The organism is Litorisediminicola beolgyonensis (assembly GCF_042679605.1).
Classification (GTDB): Bacteria; Pseudomonadota; Alphaproteobacteria; order Rhodobacterales; family Rhodobacteraceae; genus Litorisediminicola; species Litorisediminicola beolgyonensis.
The window spans coordinates 45,747-66,111 of the sequence record NZ_JBHTMU010000016.1; the positions used below are offsets into that span (position 1 = coordinate 45,747).

35 protein-coding genes are annotated in these 20,365 nt (G+C 66.0%); 1 reads left to right on the plus strand and 34 read right to left on the minus strand.

Features of this window, described 5'->3' with window-relative positions:
- The 14 genes from ACFQ4E_RS10625 to ACFQ4E_RS10690 form a co-directional block, all read right to left on the minus strand.
- Positions 1 to 354 (minus strand): DUF1799 domain-containing protein, encoded by a 354-nt coding sequence (locus tag ACFQ4E_RS10625; RefSeq protein WP_386803470.1) that lies wholly within the window; start codon positions 352 to 354, stop codon positions 1 to 3.
- Positions 351 to 680: a hypothetical protein gene (locus ACFQ4E_RS10630; protein WP_386803336.1), complete on the minus strand. Its 330-nt coding sequence runs from the start codon at positions 678 to 680 to the stop codon at positions 351 to 353. Before ACFQ4E_RS10630 ends, ACFQ4E_RS10625 begins: the two co-directional genes overlap by 4 nt.
- A gap of 107 nt (positions 681 to 787) precedes the next feature.
- A complete protein-coding gene (locus tag ACFQ4E_RS10635) occupies positions 788 to 1,717 on the minus strand; it encodes a phage tail tube protein (protein ID WP_386803338.1) in 930 nt (309 codons plus the stop codon).
- Entirely contained in the window at positions 1,714 to 1,857 is a 144-nt protein-coding gene (locus tag ACFQ4E_RS10640; protein ID WP_386803340.1) for a hypothetical protein, read from the minus strand. The genes ACFQ4E_RS10635 and ACFQ4E_RS10640 overlap by 4 nt, the downstream gene beginning before the upstream one ends.
- The gene (locus ACFQ4E_RS10645; RefSeq protein ID WP_386803342.1) at positions 1,854 to 2,285 is read right to left on the minus strand and encodes a phage tail terminator protein; all 432 of its coding nucleotides are present in this window, start codon (positions 2,283 to 2,285) and stop codon (positions 1,854 to 1,856) included. The genes ACFQ4E_RS10640 and ACFQ4E_RS10645 overlap by 4 nt, the downstream gene beginning before the upstream one ends.
- Positions 2,285 to 2,716: a gp436 family protein gene (locus tag ACFQ4E_RS10650; protein WP_386803344.1), complete on the minus strand. Its 432-nt coding sequence runs from the start codon at positions 2,714 to 2,716 to the stop codon at positions 2,285 to 2,287. Before ACFQ4E_RS10650 ends, ACFQ4E_RS10645 begins: the two co-directional genes overlap by 1 nt.
- Before the next feature lie 90 nt (positions 2,717 to 2,806).
- Entirely contained in the window at positions 2,807 to 3,208 is a 402-nt protein-coding gene (locus tag ACFQ4E_RS10655; RefSeq protein ID WP_386803346.1) for a hypothetical protein, read from the minus strand.
- Positions 3,209 to 3,221: 13 nt separating this feature from the next.
- On the minus strand, positions 3,222 to 4,115 hold the full coding sequence (locus ACFQ4E_RS10660; RefSeq protein ID WP_386803348.1) for a Mu-like prophage major head subunit gpT family protein: 894 nt from the start codon (positions 4,113 to 4,115) through the stop codon (positions 3,222 to 3,224).
- An 11-nt stretch (positions 4,116 to 4,126) separates the two neighbouring features.
- A complete protein-coding gene (locus ACFQ4E_RS10665) occupies positions 4,127 to 4,558 on the minus strand; it encodes a hypothetical protein (RefSeq protein WP_386803350.1) in 432 nt (143 codons plus the stop codon).
- The gene (locus tag ACFQ4E_RS10670) at positions 4,558 to 5,631 is read right to left on the minus strand and encodes a phage protease (protein ID WP_386803352.1); all 1,074 of its coding nucleotides are present in this window, start codon (positions 5,629 to 5,631) and stop codon (positions 4,558 to 4,560) included. Before ACFQ4E_RS10670 ends, ACFQ4E_RS10665 begins: the two co-directional genes overlap by 1 nt.
- Positions 5,632 to 5,735: 104 nt before the next feature.
- Positions 5,736 to 6,248, minus strand: coding sequence for a phage virion morphogenesis protein (locus ACFQ4E_RS10675; RefSeq protein WP_386803354.1), 513 nt, complete (start codon positions 6,246 to 6,248; stop codon positions 5,736 to 5,738).
- A 124-nt stretch (positions 6,249 to 6,372) separates the two neighbouring features.
- The gene (locus tag ACFQ4E_RS10680; protein ID WP_386803356.1) at positions 6,373 to 7,512 is read right to left on the minus strand and encodes a phage head morphogenesis protein; all 1,140 of its coding nucleotides are present in this window, start codon (positions 7,510 to 7,512) and stop codon (positions 6,373 to 6,375) included.
- Positions 7,505 to 9,142, minus strand: a complete 1,638-nt coding sequence (locus tag ACFQ4E_RS10685; protein ID WP_386803358.1) for a DUF935 domain-containing protein — start codon at positions 9,140 to 9,142, stop codon at positions 7,505 to 7,507. Before ACFQ4E_RS10685 ends, ACFQ4E_RS10680 begins: the two co-directional genes overlap by 8 nt.
- Positions 9,143 to 9,172: 30 nt before the next feature.
- Entirely contained in the window at positions 9,173 to 10,834 is a 1,662-nt protein-coding gene (locus ACFQ4E_RS10690) for a terminase large subunit domain-containing protein (RefSeq protein ID WP_386803360.1), read from the minus strand.
- A 68-nt stretch (positions 10,835 to 10,902) separates the two neighbouring features.
- Here ACFQ4E_RS10690 and ACFQ4E_RS10695 point away from each other — a divergent pair, with 68 nt between their 5' ends.
- On the plus strand, positions 10,903 to 11,226 hold the full coding sequence (locus ACFQ4E_RS10695) for a hypothetical protein (RefSeq protein ID WP_386803362.1): 324 nt from the start codon (positions 10,903 to 10,905) through the stop codon (positions 11,224 to 11,226).
- A 191-nt stretch (positions 11,227 to 11,417) separates the two neighbouring features.
- Here ACFQ4E_RS10695 and ACFQ4E_RS10700 read toward each other — a convergent pair whose 3' ends face one another.
- The 20 genes from ACFQ4E_RS10700 to ACFQ4E_RS10795 all read right to left on the minus strand — a co-directional run bounded on the left by ACFQ4E_RS10700 (position 11,418) and on the right by ACFQ4E_RS10795 (position 20,361).
- Positions 11,418 to 11,735 carry a DUF7694 domain-containing protein gene (locus ACFQ4E_RS10700; protein ID WP_386803364.1) on the minus strand — a complete coding sequence of 106 codons (318 nt, stop codon included), beginning with the start codon at positions 11,733 to 11,735 and terminating at the stop codon, positions 11,418 to 11,420.
- Positions 11,732 to 12,301 (minus strand): phage protein Gp27 family protein, encoded by a 570-nt coding sequence (locus tag ACFQ4E_RS10705; RefSeq protein WP_386803365.1) that lies wholly within the window; start codon positions 12,299 to 12,301, stop codon positions 11,732 to 11,734. Before ACFQ4E_RS10705 ends, ACFQ4E_RS10700 begins: the two co-directional genes overlap by 4 nt.
- 3 nt (positions 12,302 to 12,304) lie before the next feature.
- Positions 12,305 to 12,604 carry a VpaChn25_0724 family phage protein gene (locus tag ACFQ4E_RS10710; protein WP_386803367.1) on the minus strand — a complete coding sequence of 100 codons (300 nt, stop codon included), beginning with the start codon at positions 12,602 to 12,604 and terminating at the stop codon, positions 12,305 to 12,307.
- An 8-nt stretch (positions 12,605 to 12,612) separates the two neighbouring features.
- Positions 12,613 to 12,915 carry a VpaChn25_0724 family phage protein gene (locus ACFQ4E_RS10715; RefSeq protein ID WP_386803369.1) on the minus strand — a complete coding sequence of 101 codons (303 nt, stop codon included), beginning with the start codon at positions 12,913 to 12,915 and terminating at the stop codon, positions 12,613 to 12,615.
- Positions 12,915 to 13,289: a hypothetical protein gene (locus tag ACFQ4E_RS10720; protein ID WP_386803371.1), complete on the minus strand. Its 375-nt coding sequence runs from the start codon at positions 13,287 to 13,289 to the stop codon at positions 12,915 to 12,917. Before ACFQ4E_RS10720 ends, ACFQ4E_RS10715 begins: the two co-directional genes overlap by 1 nt.
- 7 nt (positions 13,290 to 13,296) lie before the next feature.
- A complete protein-coding gene (locus tag ACFQ4E_RS10725; protein ID WP_386803372.1) occupies positions 13,297 to 13,707 on the minus strand; it encodes a hypothetical protein in 411 nt (136 codons plus the stop codon).
- Positions 13,700 to 13,999 (minus strand): hypothetical protein, encoded by a 300-nt coding sequence (locus tag ACFQ4E_RS10730; RefSeq protein WP_386803374.1) that lies wholly within the window; start codon positions 13,997 to 13,999, stop codon positions 13,700 to 13,702. Before ACFQ4E_RS10730 ends, ACFQ4E_RS10725 begins: the two co-directional genes overlap by 8 nt.
- A complete protein-coding gene (locus ACFQ4E_RS10735; protein WP_386803376.1) occupies positions 13,996 to 14,520 on the minus strand; it encodes a hypothetical protein in 525 nt (174 codons plus the stop codon). Before ACFQ4E_RS10735 ends, ACFQ4E_RS10730 begins: the two co-directional genes overlap by 4 nt.
- Positions 14,517 to 15,389, minus strand: a complete 873-nt coding sequence (locus ACFQ4E_RS10740; RefSeq protein WP_386803378.1) for an N-acetylmuramoyl-L-alanine amidase — start codon at positions 15,387 to 15,389, stop codon at positions 14,517 to 14,519. Before ACFQ4E_RS10740 ends, ACFQ4E_RS10735 begins: the two co-directional genes overlap by 4 nt.
- A gap of 93 nt (positions 15,390 to 15,482) precedes the next feature.
- Positions 15,483 to 15,851, minus strand: a complete 369-nt coding sequence (locus ACFQ4E_RS10745) for a helix-turn-helix domain-containing protein (protein WP_386803380.1) — start codon at positions 15,849 to 15,851, stop codon at positions 15,483 to 15,485.
- Complete coding sequence (locus ACFQ4E_RS10750; protein WP_386803382.1) at positions 15,844 to 16,098, minus strand: hypothetical protein; 255 nt, start codon at positions 16,096 to 16,098, stop codon at positions 15,844 to 15,846. The genes ACFQ4E_RS10745 and ACFQ4E_RS10750 overlap by 8 nt, the downstream gene beginning before the upstream one ends.
- Positions 16,095 to 16,550 (minus strand): gp16 family protein, encoded by a 456-nt coding sequence (locus tag ACFQ4E_RS10755; RefSeq protein WP_386803384.1) that lies wholly within the window; start codon positions 16,548 to 16,550, stop codon positions 16,095 to 16,097. The genes ACFQ4E_RS10750 and ACFQ4E_RS10755 overlap by 4 nt, the downstream gene beginning before the upstream one ends.
- Positions 16,547 to 16,696: a hypothetical protein gene (locus ACFQ4E_RS10760; protein ID WP_386803386.1), complete on the minus strand. Its 150-nt coding sequence runs from the start codon at positions 16,694 to 16,696 to the stop codon at positions 16,547 to 16,549. The genes ACFQ4E_RS10755 and ACFQ4E_RS10760 overlap by 4 nt, the downstream gene beginning before the upstream one ends.
- Before the next feature lie 4 nt (positions 16,697 to 16,700).
- Positions 16,701 to 17,312 (minus strand): ORF6N domain-containing protein, encoded by a 612-nt coding sequence (locus tag ACFQ4E_RS10765; protein WP_386803388.1) that lies wholly within the window; start codon positions 17,310 to 17,312, stop codon positions 16,701 to 16,703.
- Between the two features lie 73 nt (positions 17,313 to 17,385).
- Positions 17,386 to 18,036: a DUF3164 family protein gene (locus ACFQ4E_RS10770; RefSeq protein WP_386803390.1), complete on the minus strand. Its 651-nt coding sequence runs from the start codon at positions 18,034 to 18,036 to the stop codon at positions 17,386 to 17,388.
- A gap of 3 nt (positions 18,037 to 18,039) precedes the next feature.
- Positions 18,040 to 18,336 (minus strand): hypothetical protein, encoded by a 297-nt coding sequence (locus tag ACFQ4E_RS10775; RefSeq protein ID WP_386803392.1) that lies wholly within the window; start codon positions 18,334 to 18,336, stop codon positions 18,040 to 18,042.
- Entirely contained in the window at positions 18,329 to 18,673 is a 345-nt protein-coding gene (locus tag ACFQ4E_RS10780; RefSeq protein ID WP_386803394.1) for a hypothetical protein, read from the minus strand. The genes ACFQ4E_RS10775 and ACFQ4E_RS10780 overlap by 8 nt, the downstream gene beginning before the upstream one ends.
- The gene (locus tag ACFQ4E_RS10785; RefSeq protein WP_386803396.1) at positions 18,670 to 19,059 is read right to left on the minus strand and encodes a hypothetical protein; all 390 of its coding nucleotides are present in this window, start codon (positions 19,057 to 19,059) and stop codon (positions 18,670 to 18,672) included. The genes ACFQ4E_RS10780 and ACFQ4E_RS10785 overlap by 4 nt, the downstream gene beginning before the upstream one ends.
- Positions 19,049 to 19,624, minus strand: coding sequence for a hypothetical protein (locus ACFQ4E_RS10790; protein ID WP_386803398.1), 576 nt, complete (start codon positions 19,622 to 19,624; stop codon positions 19,049 to 19,051). The genes ACFQ4E_RS10785 and ACFQ4E_RS10790 overlap by 11 nt, the downstream gene beginning before the upstream one ends.
- On the minus strand, positions 19,621 to 20,361 hold the full coding sequence (locus ACFQ4E_RS10795) for an AAA family ATPase (RefSeq protein ID WP_386803400.1): 741 nt from the start codon (positions 20,359 to 20,361) through the stop codon (positions 19,621 to 19,623). The genes ACFQ4E_RS10790 and ACFQ4E_RS10795 overlap by 4 nt, the downstream gene beginning before the upstream one ends.
- Positions 20,362 to 20,365: the final 4 nt, after the last annotated feature.

A 20,365-nucleotide genomic window follows, 5' to 3' on the forward strand; every position in this document is an offset into this window, starting at 1 on the left:
TCACACCCCGTTCAATGCCGCCCGCGCGGCGCTTTCGATCACCCGGACCTGCGCCCAGAGCTCGGGCGTCACCGTAACGCCCGCCAATCTCAGCCCCGCCTCCGCCGCTCCGAAATCGAGCCCCGCGTAGTAGGGCGCGGCCGCCTGGCGCGGTATGATCCGCCATTGCGAGGCGACCTCGAGAAAGGCTTCGAAGGCGGCGAGATGCTCCGGCCAGAGCCCGTCGTCGCTCTCCGGCCTCAGATCCTCGATCGAGAGGTCGAGCCCCCAGCGACGCGCATCGGCCAGGGCTCCATCGCTGTCCTCGGCCGGGCCAGCCGCACCCGTCGCCCAGGCGCGGCCGGCCCATTTCAGTTTCCCGTCGCGGCCTTCGAGACCGCGTCGCTGTAGGTCTGCAGAAGCGCGATCCGCACATAGGGCATGTCGAGCAACCGGTCCTTCAGCTGGTCGCTGTAGGACAGCTCCTTGCCGTCTTCGCCGACCAGCTCGTCGAGCTTTACGATCGCAGTGCGGAGGAAACTGCGGATACCGGGACCGGTCTTCGCGTCATGCTTCTTCGCCTCGCTCTCTGTCAGAACGCGGAACGTCGCGCGGAACGTCTGTTCCTCATGGCCACCGTCGACGGGAACCATGACGCGGACCTGGTGAGAGAATGTCGGCTGGGAGAGAACCTTGAACATCGGGGAGCTCCGATCGAGAGAGGGGTTGGAGTGGACAAGTCGAAGACCGCGCGAGGCCCGACCCTGCCCCGCGCGCTGTCCGCGCAGGGTCATGACCAGGCAGGCGCTCATGTCAGGGTCAGCGTCCACTGGTCGTTGCCAGCATCGGGCTGCGGAACCAAGCGAAGGGGCCATTCGGTGATCCCCTGACTGTTCTCGAGCCCCGACGGGCGCTGCATCTGCGCCTTCGGCACCGCCAGCGAGGAAATCCGTCCCGCCCCGACCCCGTGGGTCAAGGCGACAACGACGTCGGTCTGATCCGCGGCAAGCTGGTATGGGTTGAGAGTGGTGAGCGGCACGGCGTTCACCGTGACCTCGATCTGGTCGGCCCGATCGGTGATGAGGATATCCTCGCTGCCGATCAGGAAACGCCCCTCGACCGCATTGCCGAGGTTCATCGAGAACGCCCGCATGACCAGGGCTGTCCCCGCGAGGAGGAAGACCGGAGTATTGGCATTCGAGGCGACCTGCGGCTTCTGGAACGCCGAGACATCCGGCGTGACCTTGGCGGTCTCCGAAGGCTGGGTGAAGAGCCCGGTGAACTGAAACTCGATATAGGGAATGCCGGAGGCGTTGACGCGGAACGTCGCGGTGCCCCGGGTTCCCAGGAGCACATACCGGGTGCCGCCGATCCACAGGTAGATCGACACCGCCTCATGCGCATCCGAGACCGGGTTGTATACGACATCGGTTCCCGCGTTCACCGTCTCGGCGCAGCCGCAGGCCCGCAGGAGCGGACCCCAGCCCGGCGGCGTGCCGGCGGTGCCGGAGCCCACCAGCTCGACGCGGAAGGACAGCGTCGCATGCACGTCGACGGGGATCGTCGGCTGCGCGCCCAGGAACGGCCGCTCCAACTCGCGGCTGACGTCCTCGCCCTCCATCGGGTTGAGCGACACCTCGGTTGCCAGGATCGCGTTGGCGGCACCGGTGGGCGTCGCGTCGGTCGCGTAGGTGGTCTCGATCTTCGCGAGGAGGATCTTGTCGCGCCAGCGGATCATACGTCGGTCTCCTTGCCGGTGTCAGCCTGCCGCGACTTGGCGGGCGCTGGCTGGGCGGTGGGCTTCTCGCGCGTCTTCAACGCGCCGGTTTTCGGGTCGCGGGTGTAGCTGCCCCCCGCGCTCGGAAGTGGCTTGCTCATGCCGGTATCCTCAGCTGGTCGTTGATGCGGAAATCGATCTGGTAGGCCATGCGCCCCTTGCCGACGGAGACCAGCCCCGCGCGCGCCAGCTCGAAAACGCCGACCTCATCGGCCGGCGCCCAGCCCGCGATCGCGGCGATCACCTCGTCGACGAACGGCTCCAGCCGCTCGAGCGCGCGCTCGCCGGTGCGGTCCGTCGAGCTGAAGAACAACAGAACGCCGACGGATCGGGTCAGCGCCTGCGCGAACAGACCCGTGGCGTAGGTCGCCTGTCCGCCGGTGAGACCGAGCGGCAGCACGAAGGCGGCGACGGTGGACTGCGGCAGGCGATTGTCGCGCTGGAGCGCGGAAAACTCCGCCGCGCCCTCGATCCGCCCGGCGAGATCGGGGACGCTGGCTTCGAGCCGGGCTTTGACATCGTCGAACATCAGACAAAGCCCTTGAGGCTGGCTTCGGTCATCGGACGTTCGCGATCGGTCACACGCGCGCCGGAGCCGCCCGTGGTCGCGGGCTCGATGCCAGATGCGCCCGGAATGCGGATGGTGCCGGAGGAGATCTGCGCGAGCATCTTGAGCGCCTGCTCGTAATCCGCCTGGACCTTCCCGTCGGGCTCGTAGCTGTGGAGCTTGTAGATGCAGATCGCCTGAGCCAGGTCCGCTATCATCGGCGGCGTCTCGGCAAGCGGCAGCGCGTATTTGGCCGCCAGGTATCCATCGATCACCGCATCGGTGTCCGCGATCGCGCGGGCCACGGTGTCGGCATCAATAACACCGGTCGACAAATCTCCGCGGTCGGTCAGGTCGACGATGCGTCGCTCGCCGTATCGGTCGATGAGCTCGGACAGGGTGATGTAGGGCATTGCGGTCGCTCCGCGGTTGGAAATTCCGGCGGCGGCTGCTCCCCCCGCCGCCGGAGAGGCCCCGCCCTCGGGCGGAGCTTGGACCGCGCGTTACGCCTGTTGCGCGGGTCGCGTCGTCACCAGCAGGCGCGGATCGGAGATCAGCGCGTGCTTCTGGTGTTCCGAGAGCTCCGACAGCGGGATCACCGTCGGCGCAGGGGTGAAGTGTCGTCCGGCACGCCACCGGCCCTTCTTGGGACCGATCACCTCGACCACGAGGTCCTCGCCCTCCTCGAGGACCGGGGCGGGGCCAGCCGCCCCGGTCGAGGCCGAAGCGAGATCCGACGAGGGAGTGGCGTCCGGCGCTTTCGGCTGGGAGGAGTTGGCGGCCGCGGCCTCGGCCTGCGTGACGCGCTCGGCCAGGGTCTCGTCGCCGATATTGGCGCGGAACTCGACGCCGAGCTCCTTGGCGCGCGCCTCGAGCTCTTCACGGGTCGGCTTCGGATCGGTCATCGCTCAGCCTCCGTTACGCGAGCCACGGGACCACGAGCAGTTCGGCAGTGCCTTTCCACTCGTTGGTCTCGCCGCCGGCGGCATATTCGGAGTTGAGGATCTTGCGCGCCGCGCTTTCGAGCGACGGCGGCACGACCAGGAGACCCGGCTTGATCCCGAGCGGGCGACCGTAATCGCCCTTCATCCCCATGAGCGCCGCCCGCGCGGTGGCGTAATTCGCCGCGTTGAGCGTCTGCTTCGAGCCCCAGGCGAACTGCCAGAAGCCGAAGCCCACGTTCATCCTGGCGTCGGCGCCGTAATGGAACTCCTTGTTGGAGAACACATTGCTGTCGTCGAGCCGGTCGCGGGCGACGAACTCGAAATCCTTGCGCTGCTGGAGGATGATCGGCTTGAGCGCGCGGCTTGCGTCGATCAGGAACCAGGGCGCACCGGCGCCGCCGTCGGTATTGGCCACGGTGGTCACGTTGCCGTCTTCATCGAGCACCGGGTGATCGGTGTCGAAGTAGAACTGGCCGTCGTAGCACTCCTCGGCGAAGCCGTTCTTCAGAAGGCCGTAGACGAGATCGTCCTTCTTGGCGCCGGTCGACATGCCCATCTCGGTGAAGAGCGGCGTGTAGATGCCGAGATTGTCGGTCTCGATATCGTCACGATCGACGCCGATGGTCAGCTCCCACGGCTTTTCGCGGATGGTGTAGTCGTGCTGGGTGAGGTTCTGCACGGCGCGCGGGCCGATCCATTCCCGCACGTTCGGGATCTTGCCCAGCCAGCCGAACTTCTGCTCCTTGGTCGATGCGGGCACCAGCGTAGCGACGCTGGTGTACATCGAGGACGCCTGCCCGAGGCCGTTCTGGAAGGTGGTCTTGAACCCGGCGCGGAGCGCGTCGAGATTTGCGGCGTTCACAAGCATCAAGGCTCTCCTTACGCGGCGTTGCTGAGGGCTTCGTCGAAGCGGACCCAGACGCCATTGGCGTCCACCGCATCGACGATGCCGGCGCGGGACCGGGTGCCGGTCCCATCCGTTTTCGCGACCGTCTGGTCATCGACGACGAAGCAGGCGCTGCCGATATCCGCGGCGACGATCTCGTCGGCGGCGGCCGAGTTGGCATAGCGGAACACACCCGGCAGGTAGTCGACGGTCTGGTCGCCATCGGCCCCGCCCGAATTGTCCACCCGCTCCTGGGCACAGCCGACGCCGACCAGGCCGGTGGCCGTCTGGCCTTCGACCAGAAAGCCGGTCGCGTTGCGCATGACGATCGCGCCGGCATAGATCATCGCGCCGGCGGCTGCGGCGCCCTGGCGATTGTCGCCTTCGGAGCGCGGCGTGTTTCGGTCCTGGGTGAGCGGCGCCATCAGAAGGTCTCCTGCTGTTCACGCTCGGTCTCGAGCGTCTTGGCGTAGTCCGCGGCGGGAATGCCGAGGAGCTTTGCGGCTTCGCGCTGCGCGGAGTTCAGCGAGACGGTGTCGCCTTTCGCCGCGGGCGGTTCGATCGAGGTGCCCGAGGGGCCCAGGGTCGGCAGACCGTTGATCAGCGCCTCGGTTTCGTCGGCGTCGCGCTGATGCATCGCGATGTACCGTTCGCGCTGCGGCTTCACGCCGACCACGTTGCGCTTGATCGCCCCGTCGACGAAGGCTTCCGCCTTTTCGCGCGTGCGGTCGGAGCGAAGTTCGTTGAGCTGGGTGGTGACACCGGCAAGCTCGGACTGGAGCGAGGTGATGATCTCGTCACTGTCGTCGCCGCTGGACATCGCGGCCTGCGCCGCGGTGACGATCTCCGAGGGATCCGCATCCTCCGCGAGCCCGAGCGCGACACTCACGTCGGACAGCGCCGACTGCATTGCGGTGGTGTCCGAATTGCCGGACTTCTTCACCGCGACCAGAACGTCCGCCTCGGACGCGTCCTCGCCGAGGCCGAGAGCCTTGGCGAGCTTCTGCAAAAACGACATCTCGTCGGTCTCCATGTTGAGCGCGGCGAGCCCGCGCAGGTTCGGTCGGTTGACGAGGCTGGCGCGCAGGATGGCGCGGATGCGCTTCGTCTTGTCGTGGGTGACGACGGGCGAGATCGCCCGGTAGGCGCGCTCCTGGACCATCTCCCGTCCGGCCTTGGTCCACTCGACCCGGCCCCAGATGCCATCGGAGCGGGCTTGCAGTTCCTTGATCCAGCCGCGCGCAGGAGCGGCACCGCCCTTGGGCGCGGCGAGATCGGTCGCATGGTTCTCGTCGATCGGCAGGTCGAGACCCTCCGCGGCCTGAAGGCTCGCGGCGATGATCTCCTCGAGATCGGCGACTTGGTACGGACCTCGGCTGTCAGCCGTGTGCTGTTCGCCAAGGTTCAGAAGATGGATCCACTCCGGCGCCTCGGCCGAGGGTTCGGCCGGGATCGCGGAAGCACTCATGAGAGCGGTGGAAAGGGCGGAGCGTGTCATGGCACCGATATTCGCCGGTCGCCAAAAGCAAAAACACCCGCAAGGGTTTGCGGGTATTGCGCCAAATTACTCCGAAATCAGCCTGCCCGGAGCCTCTTCGCCGGTCAATCCCGGGCACCGCCGGCGTCGGAGATCCACTCCTCGAGCGTGGCGGCGATATTGCTCCGGTCCTCGTCGGAGAGCCCTAGATACGGCCGCGCCGGGATCCGTCCCCAGGGGATCGGGCTGCCGTTCGACATGGTTCCGAATGCGCCCTTTTCGGCGCCGAACTGCATCACGGCGGCGTAGATCATCGGAGAGCCCCATTCCACGCTGGTGGGCCCGGCCTGCGAGAAGATGGTGGAGCTCAGGCTTCCGGTCGGACCGAAGAGCGGGCGAAAATCGATCCGCGCGTTCGGTCCCTTGCCTTCCCGGCGGCGGTAAGCGTCGATCGTCGCCTGGGATTTCGGCGCCCAGGGCGTGCCGTCCGGCGACGCTCCGGAAGCGAACCCCTGCCTGGTGCTGTCGACGAGGAGCTCGCCGACATCCTGCATCGCCGGCGTCATATCGGTCACGGCACGAGAGAGGCGCTCCAGGACGCGCTGCAACTCGTCGTCTTTGAGTTCGACCTCGATCATGCTATCTCTGGTGCTGGTGCGGACGTGACACGGTAATATTCTCGCGGCCGTAGCACGGGCGATCGGCCCGGAGCGATATGTGGGGTTTCCGACTTCGGTCGGCTGCGGGGCCCCACCGTCCGCATCATTCCCGCCTCAGGAGCCTGTCGATCAACCGCTGGCGCTCGACCGCCCGGGCGCTCATTCGACGGAAGCTCGTCACGAACAGACCCTGCCCGCTGCGCGTCGCCTTCACGACCAGGAGATGGCCGTCATCGGCATCGCGTATGAAGACGAGGCTGAGAGGGCTGTCCTGAACCGTATGGGTGGGATCGTCGACGGTCAGCTGCGCGAGGGCGTAATCCGCCGGCGTGAGTTCGGGATGCGCGCGCGCCTGCTTCAGCGCGCTCTCGGCAGAGAGATCGGCCACGCGACGCTGAGCGCCGATGCGGGCGGCGGCCTCCTCGGGCAGCCGGACGAGCGGCGAAAGGCCGCGCGGCGCCGCGAACCAGGTCTTGAACACGTCGCTGACGAGCCAGGACTGGATGAGGTCGATCGACGGACGCGGCGGCAGCTCGTCGAGCTTCTTCCGGAGCGCGAGGATCGTGTCGGTCACGGTGGCACCAGGTGCATAATCCCACCCCTTGTCGATGCCGACCGGCGCGCCGGTCCTGGGGCTGATCTTTTCCCAGCCTTCTGGAGCCTCGAACATCCGACCGCCGAGACGGCGGGCATGTGCCAGGTTGCGCGCACCCAGAATGTAGCAGCTGCATCCCCAGCCGTTGGGCGGCGCATGCGTTGCCCAGAACGGATGATCGACCGGCAGGACGAGCCCGTCCCAGCCCAGATGCTCGAGGCGGGGCTCGAGCGAGCCCCCATGGCGGTATACCCAGAGCGGAAAGCCGGCTTCGCGCAGCTGCGCCATGCGACCGGCGGCATAGCTCGTGCGCATGTTGGTCCGGTAGATCACGCGGGTGCGCCAAGCCTCGCCGGCTCTCGGCCCCTCTCCCGTCCAGCCGTGCCAGCCGCGCGCGTCGACGATCCGCCGGAATTCGGCGCGGAAAGTTTCGATGCCGAGGCCTTCCGAGATCGACCTGTCCACCGCGGCCGCGAGATCGGCGAGAAGATCGGCCTTCGTCGCTCCAGCCACCATGAACGCCCGATCATGCGCGCTGCGCCGGATATCGTCCCATCGCGCGGTCGGCACCAGGTCGCCGAGGCGCGCCCTGAATGCGGCGATCTGTTCCGGGAAAGGACGCCGGAGAGTGGCCGCAATATCAGCCACCGCTTTCCTCCTCCACCTCGGCCCGACCGGCGAGGTGCGCTCCGCTCAGCGCTTGCGCCATCAGCTCCGTGAGGTCATCCTCGTCGAGCGCCGGGAACGCCGAGAGCAGCTGGTCGCGAAACTCCGGCAGCGAACTTGACGTCTCAAGCATGGCCTCGATCTTGAGAAGCATCCGCTCGAAGACCGCCGCCCCCTCTGCCACGAGCCGATCCACTGAAAATGCCAGAGCCTCTGAGCGGCCCTCTGAGGCCTGCAAGGCGATTTCGGGGGGTGCGCCCCTCCGAGAACCGTAACGGCCATTCAATGGGTATTTAACGGCGCTCTCAGACCCCATTGCGTCGCCGGTCGCGCCCTCGTCCATCCTCTGCGGCCCTGATTTGGCGCTCGGACGCAGGATTTCCTCCCCATCCTTCGGTTCGGGCACCTGAAACTTGTCGCGCACGGCGGAGATCGGAACCGGCAGGCCCCTGTCGACGAGCGGACCGATCGCATCGGACCATGCCTTGAGGTCTTCCTCCTCCGTGCGCTCGATCACGAGGCGCGGGTAACGCAGCTGCGGCCCGCGCTCGAGCTGGATCCACGGACGGATCAGATCGCGGTTCAGAATGGCCGCGAGGCTGCGGCAGTCCGCGAGTTCGATATCCTTCTGGACCTCGCGGTGCTCCTTTCCCGAGCCGAGCCCGCCGGTTTCCGCGTCCGTCGTGGCGGTCTGCCCGAGAACCGCTTTCGAGATCTGCTTGTCGAGCCAGTCGGAGCGCCGCTCGTAATGCTCGGTCGAGCTGCCGACGTTCTGCGCCTCGACGAAGTCGATCATCATGCTCTCTGGGATGATCGCCGCGCAGTCGCCGCCGATATTCGCCACCGCCCGGAAGAGCGTGTTCTGATCTTCCTTGGTCGAGCCCGCGCCGTACTTGCCCACGCGAAGCGGCTGCCCGTAGGTCTGGGTGAAGATGGTCCAGTCGCGCTGGGTGAACGCCTTGAAGAGCCAGTTCCAGGTCGCGACGCGGGCCAGGCCGGACCGGAGCGGCAATCCGGACTTGGCCTTCATCTGGGCGAAGATGAACTTGAACCCCGGATAGTCGATCTCCTCGCCCTGCGGACCCAGCATGATCGGCGTCGCGAGATCGTGGCGCATGAAGCGGAACCAGCGCGGATCGCGCCGCTCGAGACGCTCCGGCATCCACTGGCCCGACGACGTATCCCAGATGATCTCGGTGTGGCTGTAGCCCTTGCCGATCGCGTCGAGGATGTCGAAGAGCTCCTCGGTCAGTTCGTCCCGCTTCAGCCAGTCGCGTACCATCTGCGCCAAGTCCTCGTCGAGCGCGTCATCGCCGCCTGGCTCGACCGTGACCTCGATCTGGCTGACCGACCGGCGGCGGGTCCCGAGGACGCCCAGGTAATGCGGATCGCGCTCCTCGATCACCTCGGCGAGTTCCATGTAGCGGATCGGGTCGCCGGCGTCGGCCTCGCGCAGGATTGCCGCCAGACGCCGCGGATCAAGACCGTCTCCAGGATAGCCGGTCAGGGGCGAACGGACCCCGCCGAAGGTCGGCGCGGCGATTTCCTGGCCGAGTTCGGAGCGCCGCACAGGCTTGCCCCAGCGGTCGAGTAGCTGCGGTCTATTCGCCATGTCTGTTCACCTCGCGAGCAGAAGCATTGATCACCACGTCCCTCCCCTGATCTGCGCGCCGAGCGGCGGCCGGGACCAGTTTCGCCCGGCTTCGTGATCGGGATCGTCCCAGGCCTCGCGGGCCTCGCGCTCATCCGAGCCGAGACCGCGATAGGCGTATTCGACCCAGCGCATCCGGCTCGCGAAATGCGCCAGTGCCAGCGCGATTGCGTAGTCGCCATGCCGCTTCATCCCGGTCTCGCCCGTGCGGACCGGCGGGACCTTCGGGATGCCGCGGATCTCGCGAATGGCGCGGAGATCGCCGAGATGAGCATCCGAGCGACCAATCGAGATCATGTCGTCCTCGAAGGCTTTCTTCAGGGGCGGCATATGCAGCCGATACCATTCCTCGGTGAACTTGATCGGCCAGACGAGGCCGGGGCTGTCCTCGTTCTCGCGGGTGCCGAACTTGCGCCCCATCTCCTCGGCGACGATCCATCCCATACCTGTTGCGTCGAACGCCGCGCCCACCAGCCGCTCGCGCACGGCCGACATGACGTCCCCGACGATGGCAATCTGTTCCTGGCCGGGCACGTTGCGCATCTCGATCGAGAGCGTCTCGCGGCGCCGAAGCATCTTCTCGATCTCGAGGAGCGACAGGACGGAGAGGTCGGCGACGCGGGCGAAGTCGAAGCCCAGCGCGAAATGCGGCTCCATGTCCAGTCCGCCCAGGACGGCGTCCAGCTCCGCCGCGAAGGGCCGGATCAGCGCGCCCTGTGCGGCCTTGTCGAGCTGGAGATAGTTGCCCGGCAACTCGAGCGTCAGGACCGGCGCCGCGGCGGTCATGCGCGCCTCGATGAGCGGTGCCGCCAGCCAGACACCGGTTCCCGCCTTCGGAATGCAGTGCAGCTCCTCGTCGGCGTCATCGCCGTAGAAGCCCATGATGCTGTCGATCCAGGCCTGGCGCGCCTCGGCCGTCGCGGGTTTGCCGGTGACCAGCGCGATCCTCTCGTAAAGCCCGTCTTCAACGGCCTCTTCAAAGGTCACGCGAACGACCCTGCCAGCACGCTCGCCGGCGTTCACTTCGCGGACCAGAAGATTGAACGGGTTGTCCGAGCCGTCATGGGTCGAGATGACGAGGACCTTGCCGCCCCACATCAGGAGCGCCATCGCCGCCTTCAGAAGCTCGGCCAGCTCATCATGGAACGCCGCCTCGTCGAAGATCACGTAGCCCTGGCGACCGCGCAGCGATCGGGGCTTCGAGGTCAGCGCGACGATGTCGAAGCCGGAGGCGAACTTGATGCGGAAGGCGTTGATGTCCTTCTCCTCGCCGCCCTCGCCCTGGTCCTTGAAGAGGAACTCTTCGACGCCCGAGGCCGCGGGGATGAAGGCGCGGGCCCACATCGCACAAGTATCGATAAACTCCCGCGCCATATCGAGGTTGTATCCGATGTAGAGCACGTCCATGCCGCCCGCGCGCTTCTGCGAGCCCGCAGTCAGCGTCGCGTCCGCCGCCACCGCCCAGGTCATCCCGATCCGGCGGCTCTTCTCGCAGACCACGAGCTGCTCGATACCCGTCGTCGCCAGGAGACGAGCCTGATAGGGCAGAAGCACCGCCGGGAGACCGCCCGAGGTGTCCAGCGCCTCCGGCAGCGCCTGGCGGCTCTCGGCGCGGAGCTCATCCCACTCGGCGTCGGTCAGCGGTTCGCTCATGGGTGACCTGCTTGCAGTGCTGCCCTGCGGACGATCTCATGCGGCGAACTCGCCAGGAGATTCGCGCCATGATTGAAGTCGCCAGCTTTCTGACCGCATTGGGCAACACGAAGACCGCAATCGATACTGCGGAGAGCGCCGTCGGTCTCGTGCAGAAGATCAAAGGTCTTCTGAAGGAAAAGCAGCCGGACGAGAAAACTCGTGAGCTGCAGAAACTGGTTCTGGTCCTCCAAGATCAGTTGCTGGATGTAAAGGGTGCGAATGTGGATCTGCGCACTGAACTCCTGACGCTGAAAGAAGCCGCTGAAAAGGAGCAGTCCTTTCAAAGCACTCGAGAGAAGTATGTGCCGCTTGAGATGCGAGGTGGTGGCAGGATCCTTGTTCTTGGTTAATTGGTGACTAACGAACACCTTTGGGAAAAAATCTGCCCGGTTTGTGCAGATACCGACAAGCAGTTCGTCGCGCTGCAAGGGAACGCCTCGAGCTACAGTCTTTCCTGCCCTCGGTGCGATGCCAAATTTCAGCAGAATGAGAGCCGCGGTGCGGTAAAGCAGGGACGAGGCAATCCGTGGGCGGTGTAAGATCATCCCTCCGTCTCCCGCCACGCCCTGACGTATCGCGCATGCAGGCTGTCGTCGCGATCGACTGGACCCAGAAGGTTCGGACAGAAGTCGAGCGGTCCGAGGCGCCATAGATGGCGACAGGCGCAGCTGTTCACCAAATCCGTGGCGGCGGGATAGACCTCGATGGCGCGGGCCTCGCGCCCCCAGATCAGGTTCTTGATCTCGAAGAGCGTGTCCCAGCCGATCGACCCGTCGTGGTAGACAGCGGCGTGACCGATCACGTCATCGACGGTCACCTTGTGCCCGAGCACCTCGATATCGCGGACGAGATACGTCACCCGCTCACCCCGAGGATCTGCGCCTTGATGCCGGCGACGGTCTCGCCCGTCAGGCCCAGCTGACGCGCGTTCTTCTCGACGCTGTCGGCTGCCGCCTGGCGCGCCTCCCGCGCCGCGCGCTCCCGCTCGTCCGACACCAGCTTTTCGCGGATGCCCGAGCTCGCCATCACGTCCTTCAGCATCCGGCCGATGAAATGCAGCTCCTTGGGATCGATCTCGTCGCCCGGCTTGGTCATCTGCGCGTGCATGACCTTCCAGGCGAGCGAGGTGATCATCTGGAAGAGCACGTTGTGCCGTTGCGCTTCCTCCTCGAGGCCGTTCTGGTTCATCCAGTCGGCCGCCCAGGCGCTCGCCTCTTCCTGGACGCGGACGAACTCCTGGTACTCCTGCCCGTAGGCATGGAGCGCCGACTTTCCGATCCGAAGCTCGAGCCCCTCCTCCTGAAGCCGGAAGTTCAGGTCCTCGGCCAGCTGCTCGTAATCGCCGAAGCCCCGCGCCTTCAGCTCCTCCTGGAGGAACCGGCGCAGCTCCTCGGGGAGCAGATCGACCTTGCGCGGCGGCGGCATGCGTCAGCCCCTCGGCGACGGACGGCGCACGCCCGGATGCTCGGCGGCGCCCGTGGCCACCTCGACACCCCTGCCGGTCGCGGTGGCGACCACGACGCCGTCGCCGAGATCGGTCATCTCGAGAAGCTCCTGCTCGTGCAGCCAGCTCAGCGCCGCGATCAGCTGATCGCGCGAGGTCGAGACCCCGACGCCGTTGACCACGTCGTGCAGGATCGAGGTGTTCGACGTGTAGGTGCTGGCACTCGCGAGATGACGCAGAATGGCCAGGCGGCGGTGTTCGGTGATGGTTTTCAGGTCGGGCATGGCGGTCCTCAGGGATCGGGTTGCATGACACCGGGGTGCCGACGGTGGCCGAGAGCGGTCTCTCGGCCGAGGGGAGTGAGGCGGGCGACGGGACTGTCCTCGCTGCCTTTCAGGAGCACGAGCATCTGCTCGGCGAGCCACGCCAGGCAGCCTGACATCTGGTCGGTGTTGGTCGGCACGCCGACGGCGCGGCAGTGCTCCCGCAAAAGCATCGCAGACAGCTCGTAGCCGGGCGTATGCGCGAGCCTGACGATGACCTCGAGCCGCCGCTTTTCGGTCTCGACCTGCGCGACGGGCCAAGGGGGAAACATCAGCTCTTGCCTCCGGATGCGATGAACGCGGCCTTGTAGAGGGTCTGGGTCATGCCGCTGAGCTGCTGGAGGGTCGATTTCATGCCCTCCATCGCGACCTTGACCTCCATGAAGTCGCGGGCGGTGGGCAGCGCGTCCAGGCGGTCTTTGATCGAGCTCACGTCACGCTCAAGCTTGTCGACGTTCTCCTCGAGCTTCTGCAGCCGCTCGGTGACGCGCGCGTTCGAGCTCTCGACCCCGATCGTGCGGCTGTCCACATAGCTCCGCGAGCGCCGGTCCCACCAGAGAAACACCCCGGCGCCGGAGCTGATCATCAGCACGACGAGACCGACGATCACCTCGGTCAGTTTCAGCCATTCGAATAGTTCGCCCATGCGCGCCTCAGAACAGAGCGTAGACCGTGACGACCCAGATCGCCGCGAGAAGGAAGCCTTGGCCCGAGACCGGCTCAATCCAGTCACGACCGGCCGGGACAGCGCGCCGGCTGGCGATCACCAGGTTGAAGATCGACAGGGTGACAAAGCCCGACAGGAGCTCCGGCGCGGGGTGCTTGGACCAGAGGTCGAGACCGTAGGGCACGAGGATGCGCGCGAGGACGTAATAGACCCTCTCAACGATGAGCGCCGAGAGCGCCAGTGCGAGGGACACTCTCGAAAACGCCGGCGCCATGACGCGCCCGATCCCGCCCCGAACTGCAAGCACCCGCTGTGCCTCGGCGAAGACCAGGACGATGGCCACGCACATGCAGACATGCGACGCGACCGCGAAGGCGCTGGGCCCGAGATCAAGCATCGACGCCCTCCTCGAGCTGAATGGCGAGCGTTCCCTGCGCGAGAAAACAGGCAGAGCCATCCTCGAGTACGAGAAGCAGCGTCCAGCTCCGCTTGAGGCCGCTCGAGGACCACAGCTCGATCCGCTTGCCCTCGATGGTTTCGGAAGCGACCAGGCTTTCGCCGAAGGTCTCGGTCAGAGCCGCGACGAGCGGTGCGCGAGGACCGCAGACGGTTTCGACCTGGGCGGTCGCCGGGTGCGAGCCGAAGAGGAAGGCGACCAGCGCGGCCAAGTGGAAGATCAGAGAAATCATGCGCCCGCCTTGAGATCGGCGATGATCTCTTCCTTGGTCTTCGAACCGACCGAGCTGCCGTAGAAGAAGTTTCCGACCTGGGTGGTCATGGTCCCAAGCGAGCCGACCATTATCAGCAGAACCTCGCTGCCGCTATCGGGCAGGCCGAACCGGAAGATGTAGGCGAGAACCCCGAAGAACCCGAGGACGATCGCGAGACCAAGCACCGACGGGGTCCAGTCGCGGGTGGCAGTCTGTCGCTGCCGAGCGCTTGCACGATCCTTCGCGGCGATCTCCTCGAGCTGCACGCCCGCGGCTTCCAGCTCCGCTTGAAACTGCAGCTCGATCTCCTTCAGCTTGACCAGGTCCTGCGGACTGGCGTGCTGGATTGCACGGGCGATCTGATGTTCCGACGCGTCCTTGTCGCCGATCAGGGCACCGGCGATCTCGCGCGCGGCAACGCCCGCGAGCGGTCCGCCCAGGGCGGTGGCGAGCGTCGGCGCGACGGTGGCGACCACGCCGGTCAGTTTCCGGAGGTTCATGCGGGCTGCCTTTCGGTGATGAAATCGGCGTAGTCGGCGACGATCCACCCCTCGCGGCCGGCGTATTGAACGCGGTGCCAGTCGCGGCCCTCGAAGGTGCCGCTGCGGAGGACGGGAACGCGGGTTCCGTGCGGGATCGCGACCAGGACGTTAGGGTTGAAGCTCGGCCAGCGGCGCATGTTCAACGTGTCGCCCGGCGTGTTGATCTCCACGAACTCCGATGCCCCAACAGCCCGCGAAAGGATCTCCGCCTCCTCGTCGAGCGGATCCTCGCGGCCGAAGATCAGCGAGCGGATTTGCTCGAGCGGAAAGAGCGGGTTGGTGTCGACCTTGCGGCCGGGCGAGACGTACCAATGCGTCGTGATGTCATGAAGCGTCGGCAGCTCGTCGAAGAGGAACTGCATCAGGTCCACGAAGGTCGCGATCTGCTCCGGCGTGTAGGGCATCCACAGTCCGTGCCCATGCTCCGGCGTGGTACACTCCTGAATGCCGTAGCTGGCAATCTCGAAGCTGTCCCCGTACCAGGCCAGAGCATGGGTCTCGCTTTCCCGGCTCATCCGCCCGGGATTGACCATCTCGACACCGATCGAGAAGCCGTTGCACCATTGCCGCCCGTGATAGACCGACCGCCCGGCATGGTTGGCGCGGCGGTTCACTGGCACCTGCTGTTCGATCGCGCCGTCGCGCTCGATCACGAAATGCACCGACACCTTCCGGTCGTTCTTGCGCAGATAGCCCGCGGCCAAGCCTGGCGCGATCCGGCTGGCGGTATCGTGGGCGATGACGATCGTCGGCTCGATCTCGGCGCCAATGCAGACCGCCGGTCGGTAGGGCATGTTGTCGAGCAAGCCGTCTGTGATCCGGGACATTGGAGCACCTGCCTCTGTGTGGAATGAGCAGGTGCAGAATGCCGCGTTCCGGGGATGCAAAAACACCCGCAAGGGTTTGCGGGGAAGGCCGGATCAGAAGGGCAAATCGGGCTGATCGGGGGGTGAGATAGCCGCCGATCGGGCAAGGTAGGCGCGCACGGTGACGTCACTGACGCGCAGTCTGCGAGCGATCTCCGATTTCGGCAAGCCTTGGGATCTGAGAACCTGGGCGAGCCACGGTTTGGCGAGAGGAATGCGTGCCGGCAGCCGCTCCGACATCGCCGCCAGCTGCCGAGCCTTCTCGATGCCAACGAGGCGCGCGACCCGGCCGCGGCGCTTGGGTGCCTTCGGGAAGTAGAGCTCGGCGCCGCCGAACTCGAGAAGGAAGCCAACCGTCGCATCGACGCCCAGGACGTCGACAAAAGGCGCGATATTGGCGGGAATGCGCGGAGCGTCAGTCATCCTGCGCCGATCCCCGCCGCTTCCCCTGCCCGATCTTCGGCTGGTTGTGCGGCGTCACGGTGACGACAGAGCCGTCCACGATCCGGTGGACGAAGCCGCCGGAGATCGCGCCAGCGGCCCCGTGCTCGATGGCTTGCTCCGCCCGTCGTCCGATCTCGCAGCGGATCGCCGCGATATCCAAGCCTGCCACCCGCTCGAGATAGCGGACGACGGCGTGGTCGGTGACATGGAGCAGCGGCTTTTTCACGACCGGTGTTCCTCCCAGTCGAAGTCGATAGCGCTGCGGCGCCCCCAAGCCGTCAGCGCCTGGATGACATCGTCGATCTGAATGTGCTCCCGCAGCATGTCGACATCGGCCGGAACCACCTGCCACACAGGACCGAAGCGCTTCCGGATGAAGGCGTTGAGACCCGCGCGCGACGGATCGCGCAACTGGCCTGCCTCTCCGAGCTTCTTCCAGAGAACATGGATCAGCCTCAGGTCCGCCCGGGGCGCGCCGCGCCGCGTCGGCCGGGCCCCGACTTGCGGCTTGAAGCCCGAGGCCTTGAGACGCGCGACAACAAGCTCGAGCTCGGCCTCGGTCATGTCGCGCATCGACGCCTTGCCCGTCGCGGCCAGTTGCAGGTCGCGACGCGCCTCGGCGTCGAGCCCCAGCTCGCGACAGCCGACATGGACCAGCTTCTGCAGAGCCCGCGTCATCGCAGGCTCGCAGGATGCTTAGAGAACACCAGGATCCGCCGGCCGAGATAGAGCTCGAAGGCGCCATCCCACCACCCGAAGCCGACCTTCCAGTCGCCGGTGCCCCACTGATCGAAGTGGACGTGCCGCAGGAAGAAGCTCTTCATCGGATCACGCGCTCCAGAAGAGACCGAGCTGCGTCCCGGAGGGCGCGCGCTCAATGAGCCCGAGGCCAAGCATTTCCTTGATCGCCTGTTCGAGCTTCCAGCGCGGATAGTTCGTCGCCTGGAACAGCTGATCGAAGCTCTGACCTTCCAGGAGCGCCTGCTGGACGCGGCCGTAGATCGGCTTCTTGACGATGCTGTCAGAGCGGAGCTTCGCGATGACCGCGCGCGCTTCGGCCATCGCGCGCTGTTCCATCGTGGTGAACGCGTCGTTGATCGCCACCGCGACGGCGTCGGCGATCTCCCCCTTGAGGACGCCGGAGAGCATATTCGCCCCTGCATGCGTGAAGGCCATCGGCTCGTATCGAACCTTCGACGAGAGGGCGTTTGCGGTCACACTTTGTGACCGCAAACGTACCTTCTCGGCTTCTTCGAGACGGAAAACATTCCGCTCTGGGAAACGCGCCTGCCGACGCTTGACAGCTTGGTTCAACGCCTTGGTCGATGTGCCGTAGACCTCAGCCAAGTCACTGGCGAGCATGAACGGCGGTCTGCCGTCGAGAGTGTAGATCGGGCAGTCCTTGCCCGCGATCGTGAAGAGGGTCAGGGGGGAGGTCATAGTCATGTTCTCCTTCGGGTCTTGTTGAGAGGGCGGTCCCGGGGGTGTCCGATCACCCAGGACCGATGACGGATCAGGCCTTCGCAAGATCGATGGTGATGGGTTCCCAGGCAGCGTCATGCGCGGCACGCTGGTAGCAGCGGACGTAGGTCTTCGATCCGACCACACGCATCGCACTCCGGATCGCGTCCATCGCCTTGCGCCATCGCGCGTCGGTGATCTCGAGGCGGAGGAGCATGAAGATCTCCGCCCGGTTCACAGTGCCTTCCTTGTCGGTGTTGAAGGCGCGCGTGACGATGGCGCGCAGCTCGGGCCGGGCGTCGGCGGCCCACTCATTCAGGCACTCGTCGATCAGCGCCTTCGCGATCTGGAGCTGCGGACCGAAATCGATATTGTCGGCGACCGCCACCTGGACCTTGAAGAGCGCGTCGTGGCTTATGAAGGTCTTGTTGCCCTTGGCGCCGCCCTTCGAGGCCTCGTACTCCTGCGCAAGGATCGCTTCAAAGTCGCCGAGATCGTTGAAGGTGTGCTCCTTGAAGCGCGCGATCTGCGAACTCAGGGCCATCGCGTAGCCAATGATCTTCCGGACCGTCTCGTCCTCCAGAAGATCTTCGGCGCGGACGGTCTCGACCGGCTGCAAGCCGCCTTTCGCGTCATAGAGATACTCCCGCCCGTCGATCTCTCGACGGCCGGAAGCAATGGGTGCTGGGGTGAACTCGGTCATCGGTCAGTCCTCTCGGTCTTGGGTAAGGGTCGGGAATGCGGCCGCGCGGTCGCGCTCTTCGATCTCTGCCAGGCGCCACCGGATACGGTCCGGATGCCATTCGCTGGACAGGAAGCGCGGATCGTCGATCGTCTGGTCGGCTTGAATTGCCGGCAGTCCGACGGATGCGAGCACCGCGGCCATCGCCTCGATCTCCGCGTAGGTGACGTAACTGGCGCCGCGCGGACCGGCGCGGTCGATCTTGGCGAGGGCCTGGCCGGCGAGCGTCAGGGTCAGCGCGAGGTTCGGCGCATCAGTCACGGGCGCCTCCATCGTCGAGCACCGCGTCGACGATCCCGTCCCGCGCCACGAGCTCGAGGATTTCGGCCGCGAGCTCGCGCGCCGTCATGTTGCGGTGAAGAGCGAAAGGTTCGAGCGTGTCCAGCACGCGCTGCTCGATCACGATCCGCGGCTTCGTGCAGAAATTGCCGGTCATCTTGGTCGGCCGGGCGATCGGGACGCCCTTTTTCCGCTGCTCCGCAATGATCGAGTAGACGCGTTCCGCCGGCACACCGACCTGCGTCGCGATGTCGAGGCGAGAGACGTTCTCCCGTGCCAGTTCGATGATGCGATCGATCTTGTACTGCGGGATGGTCATTGCTCTTCCTCGCCGTTGTGGAGCGGGCAGCTGTTGCAGGCCCGGAACATGGTGACGTTGAGCGTATTGGCGGTGTTCAATCGTCCGGCCCGCGATCGCCAAAGGCGGCAGCGGTCCATCCCGATGGTGCCCAGAGCGGGGCAGTCGACGGTCGCGGCCTCGTAGACCCCGCGGTAGATGTCCTCGATCCGGGCCAGATCGGCCGGATAGGTGCGCTTGATCACCTGGCTGATCAGGGAGGCAGAGACGCCGAGGCGCTTGGCGACCCTGTTCTGGCTCGTCTCCGCGCAGGCACGCGCAAGGCCCTCGACCCAAGCGGGAAGAGCTGCGCCCCAGGCGTGCCGCGCGCGTTCGACAGGGCCTTGAATGCCCGTTTCAACGGTCATGGCGCGCACCTCCTGCGAGATAGGTGAACGCGTCGCGGTTCTCGTCGTAGACGCCGTGAACGCGGCGCTTGCGCGGCGGTCTCGGTCCCGTGTCCTGGATCAGCCGGTAGACCGGCGGATTGCCCGCCTGCGCCTTGCGTTCGGTCCTCAGGTAGTCCGCCAGCACCAGCATCCGGCAGAACTCGATCGCCTCCTCCTCGGACACGGGTCCGTCCGGCGTCGACGCCAGCATCACCAGGTCGAGCGGCGTGAAGCTGTCGCCGCGCCGCATGACGCGCCACATGCGCTCCTGAGGGGTGGTCTCGGTGAGCCGACGCCCGTCCTCATCCGTCCGCGGCGGGCGCTGACCGGCCCGAAGCGGATTGCGGCGATAGAAGTTCTTGCCGCGTTGCACGCGGACGAGCTCGACGAAGCCCCACTGCATCCAGATCTTGAGCGCGCGATAGGCGTGCTCGACCTGGACATGCATCGCCGCCGAGAGGTCGTAGGCCGAGAACTCGTCGAAGCGCTCGGTCGCGTCCCACATCGCGTCGCGCTGCGTCGCCCGATCGACTTTCGCACTCATCCGAACCTCCGCATCTGCGGCGGCTTGCCGTCGTGCAGCCGGTCGCCCTTGAGATCGGCGAGATCGATCGCGCTGAGGCCGCGCCGCTGTGCCTCGATCCGCACGGTATCGAGATTGTTGACGATCAGGCGCGCAGAGCCCTGGCTTGCCTGCTTGATCGAAGCCTTGAGCGCGTCGCCGAGGACGATCTTCGGCGCCCGGATCCTCGCAAGCGCATCGAAATCGTTATCGTCGATCGGTTGCGCCGCGACGCGCTCGAGCATGCGGCTGTTGATCCGCTCCCACTCGCGCAGCTTGGACGGAAGCGCCTCCTCTCCGATCAGGATGACCGGGACGAAGCTTTTCTCGTAGATGTCGCGCAGCACCTCGACCATCTTCTTCTTCACGAGGAAGTCGGCCTCGTCGATGATCAGCGGCGCGTTGCGTACCGCCAGGGCCTGCTGGATCTGGGCGACCATGCGATAGACTACGCGCTCCGGCGTCAGTCCAAGCTCGCGGATGATCGCCTCGCAGAGCGCCTTCTGGCTCCAGACGCTTTCACACTGGACCAGGACGGCATCGAGCTGGTTGGCGCAGTAGATGCCCGCCATGGATTTGCCGAAGCCTGACGGGCCGTAGAAGCAGCCCATGCCCGGAAGGCCGGAGCTGCGATGCTGGAGACGATCGACCATCGTCATGAACGAGACGACGTTTCTCAGCGGTGCCAGAGTGTTGTGTATCAGACTGCTCTGTGACATACGT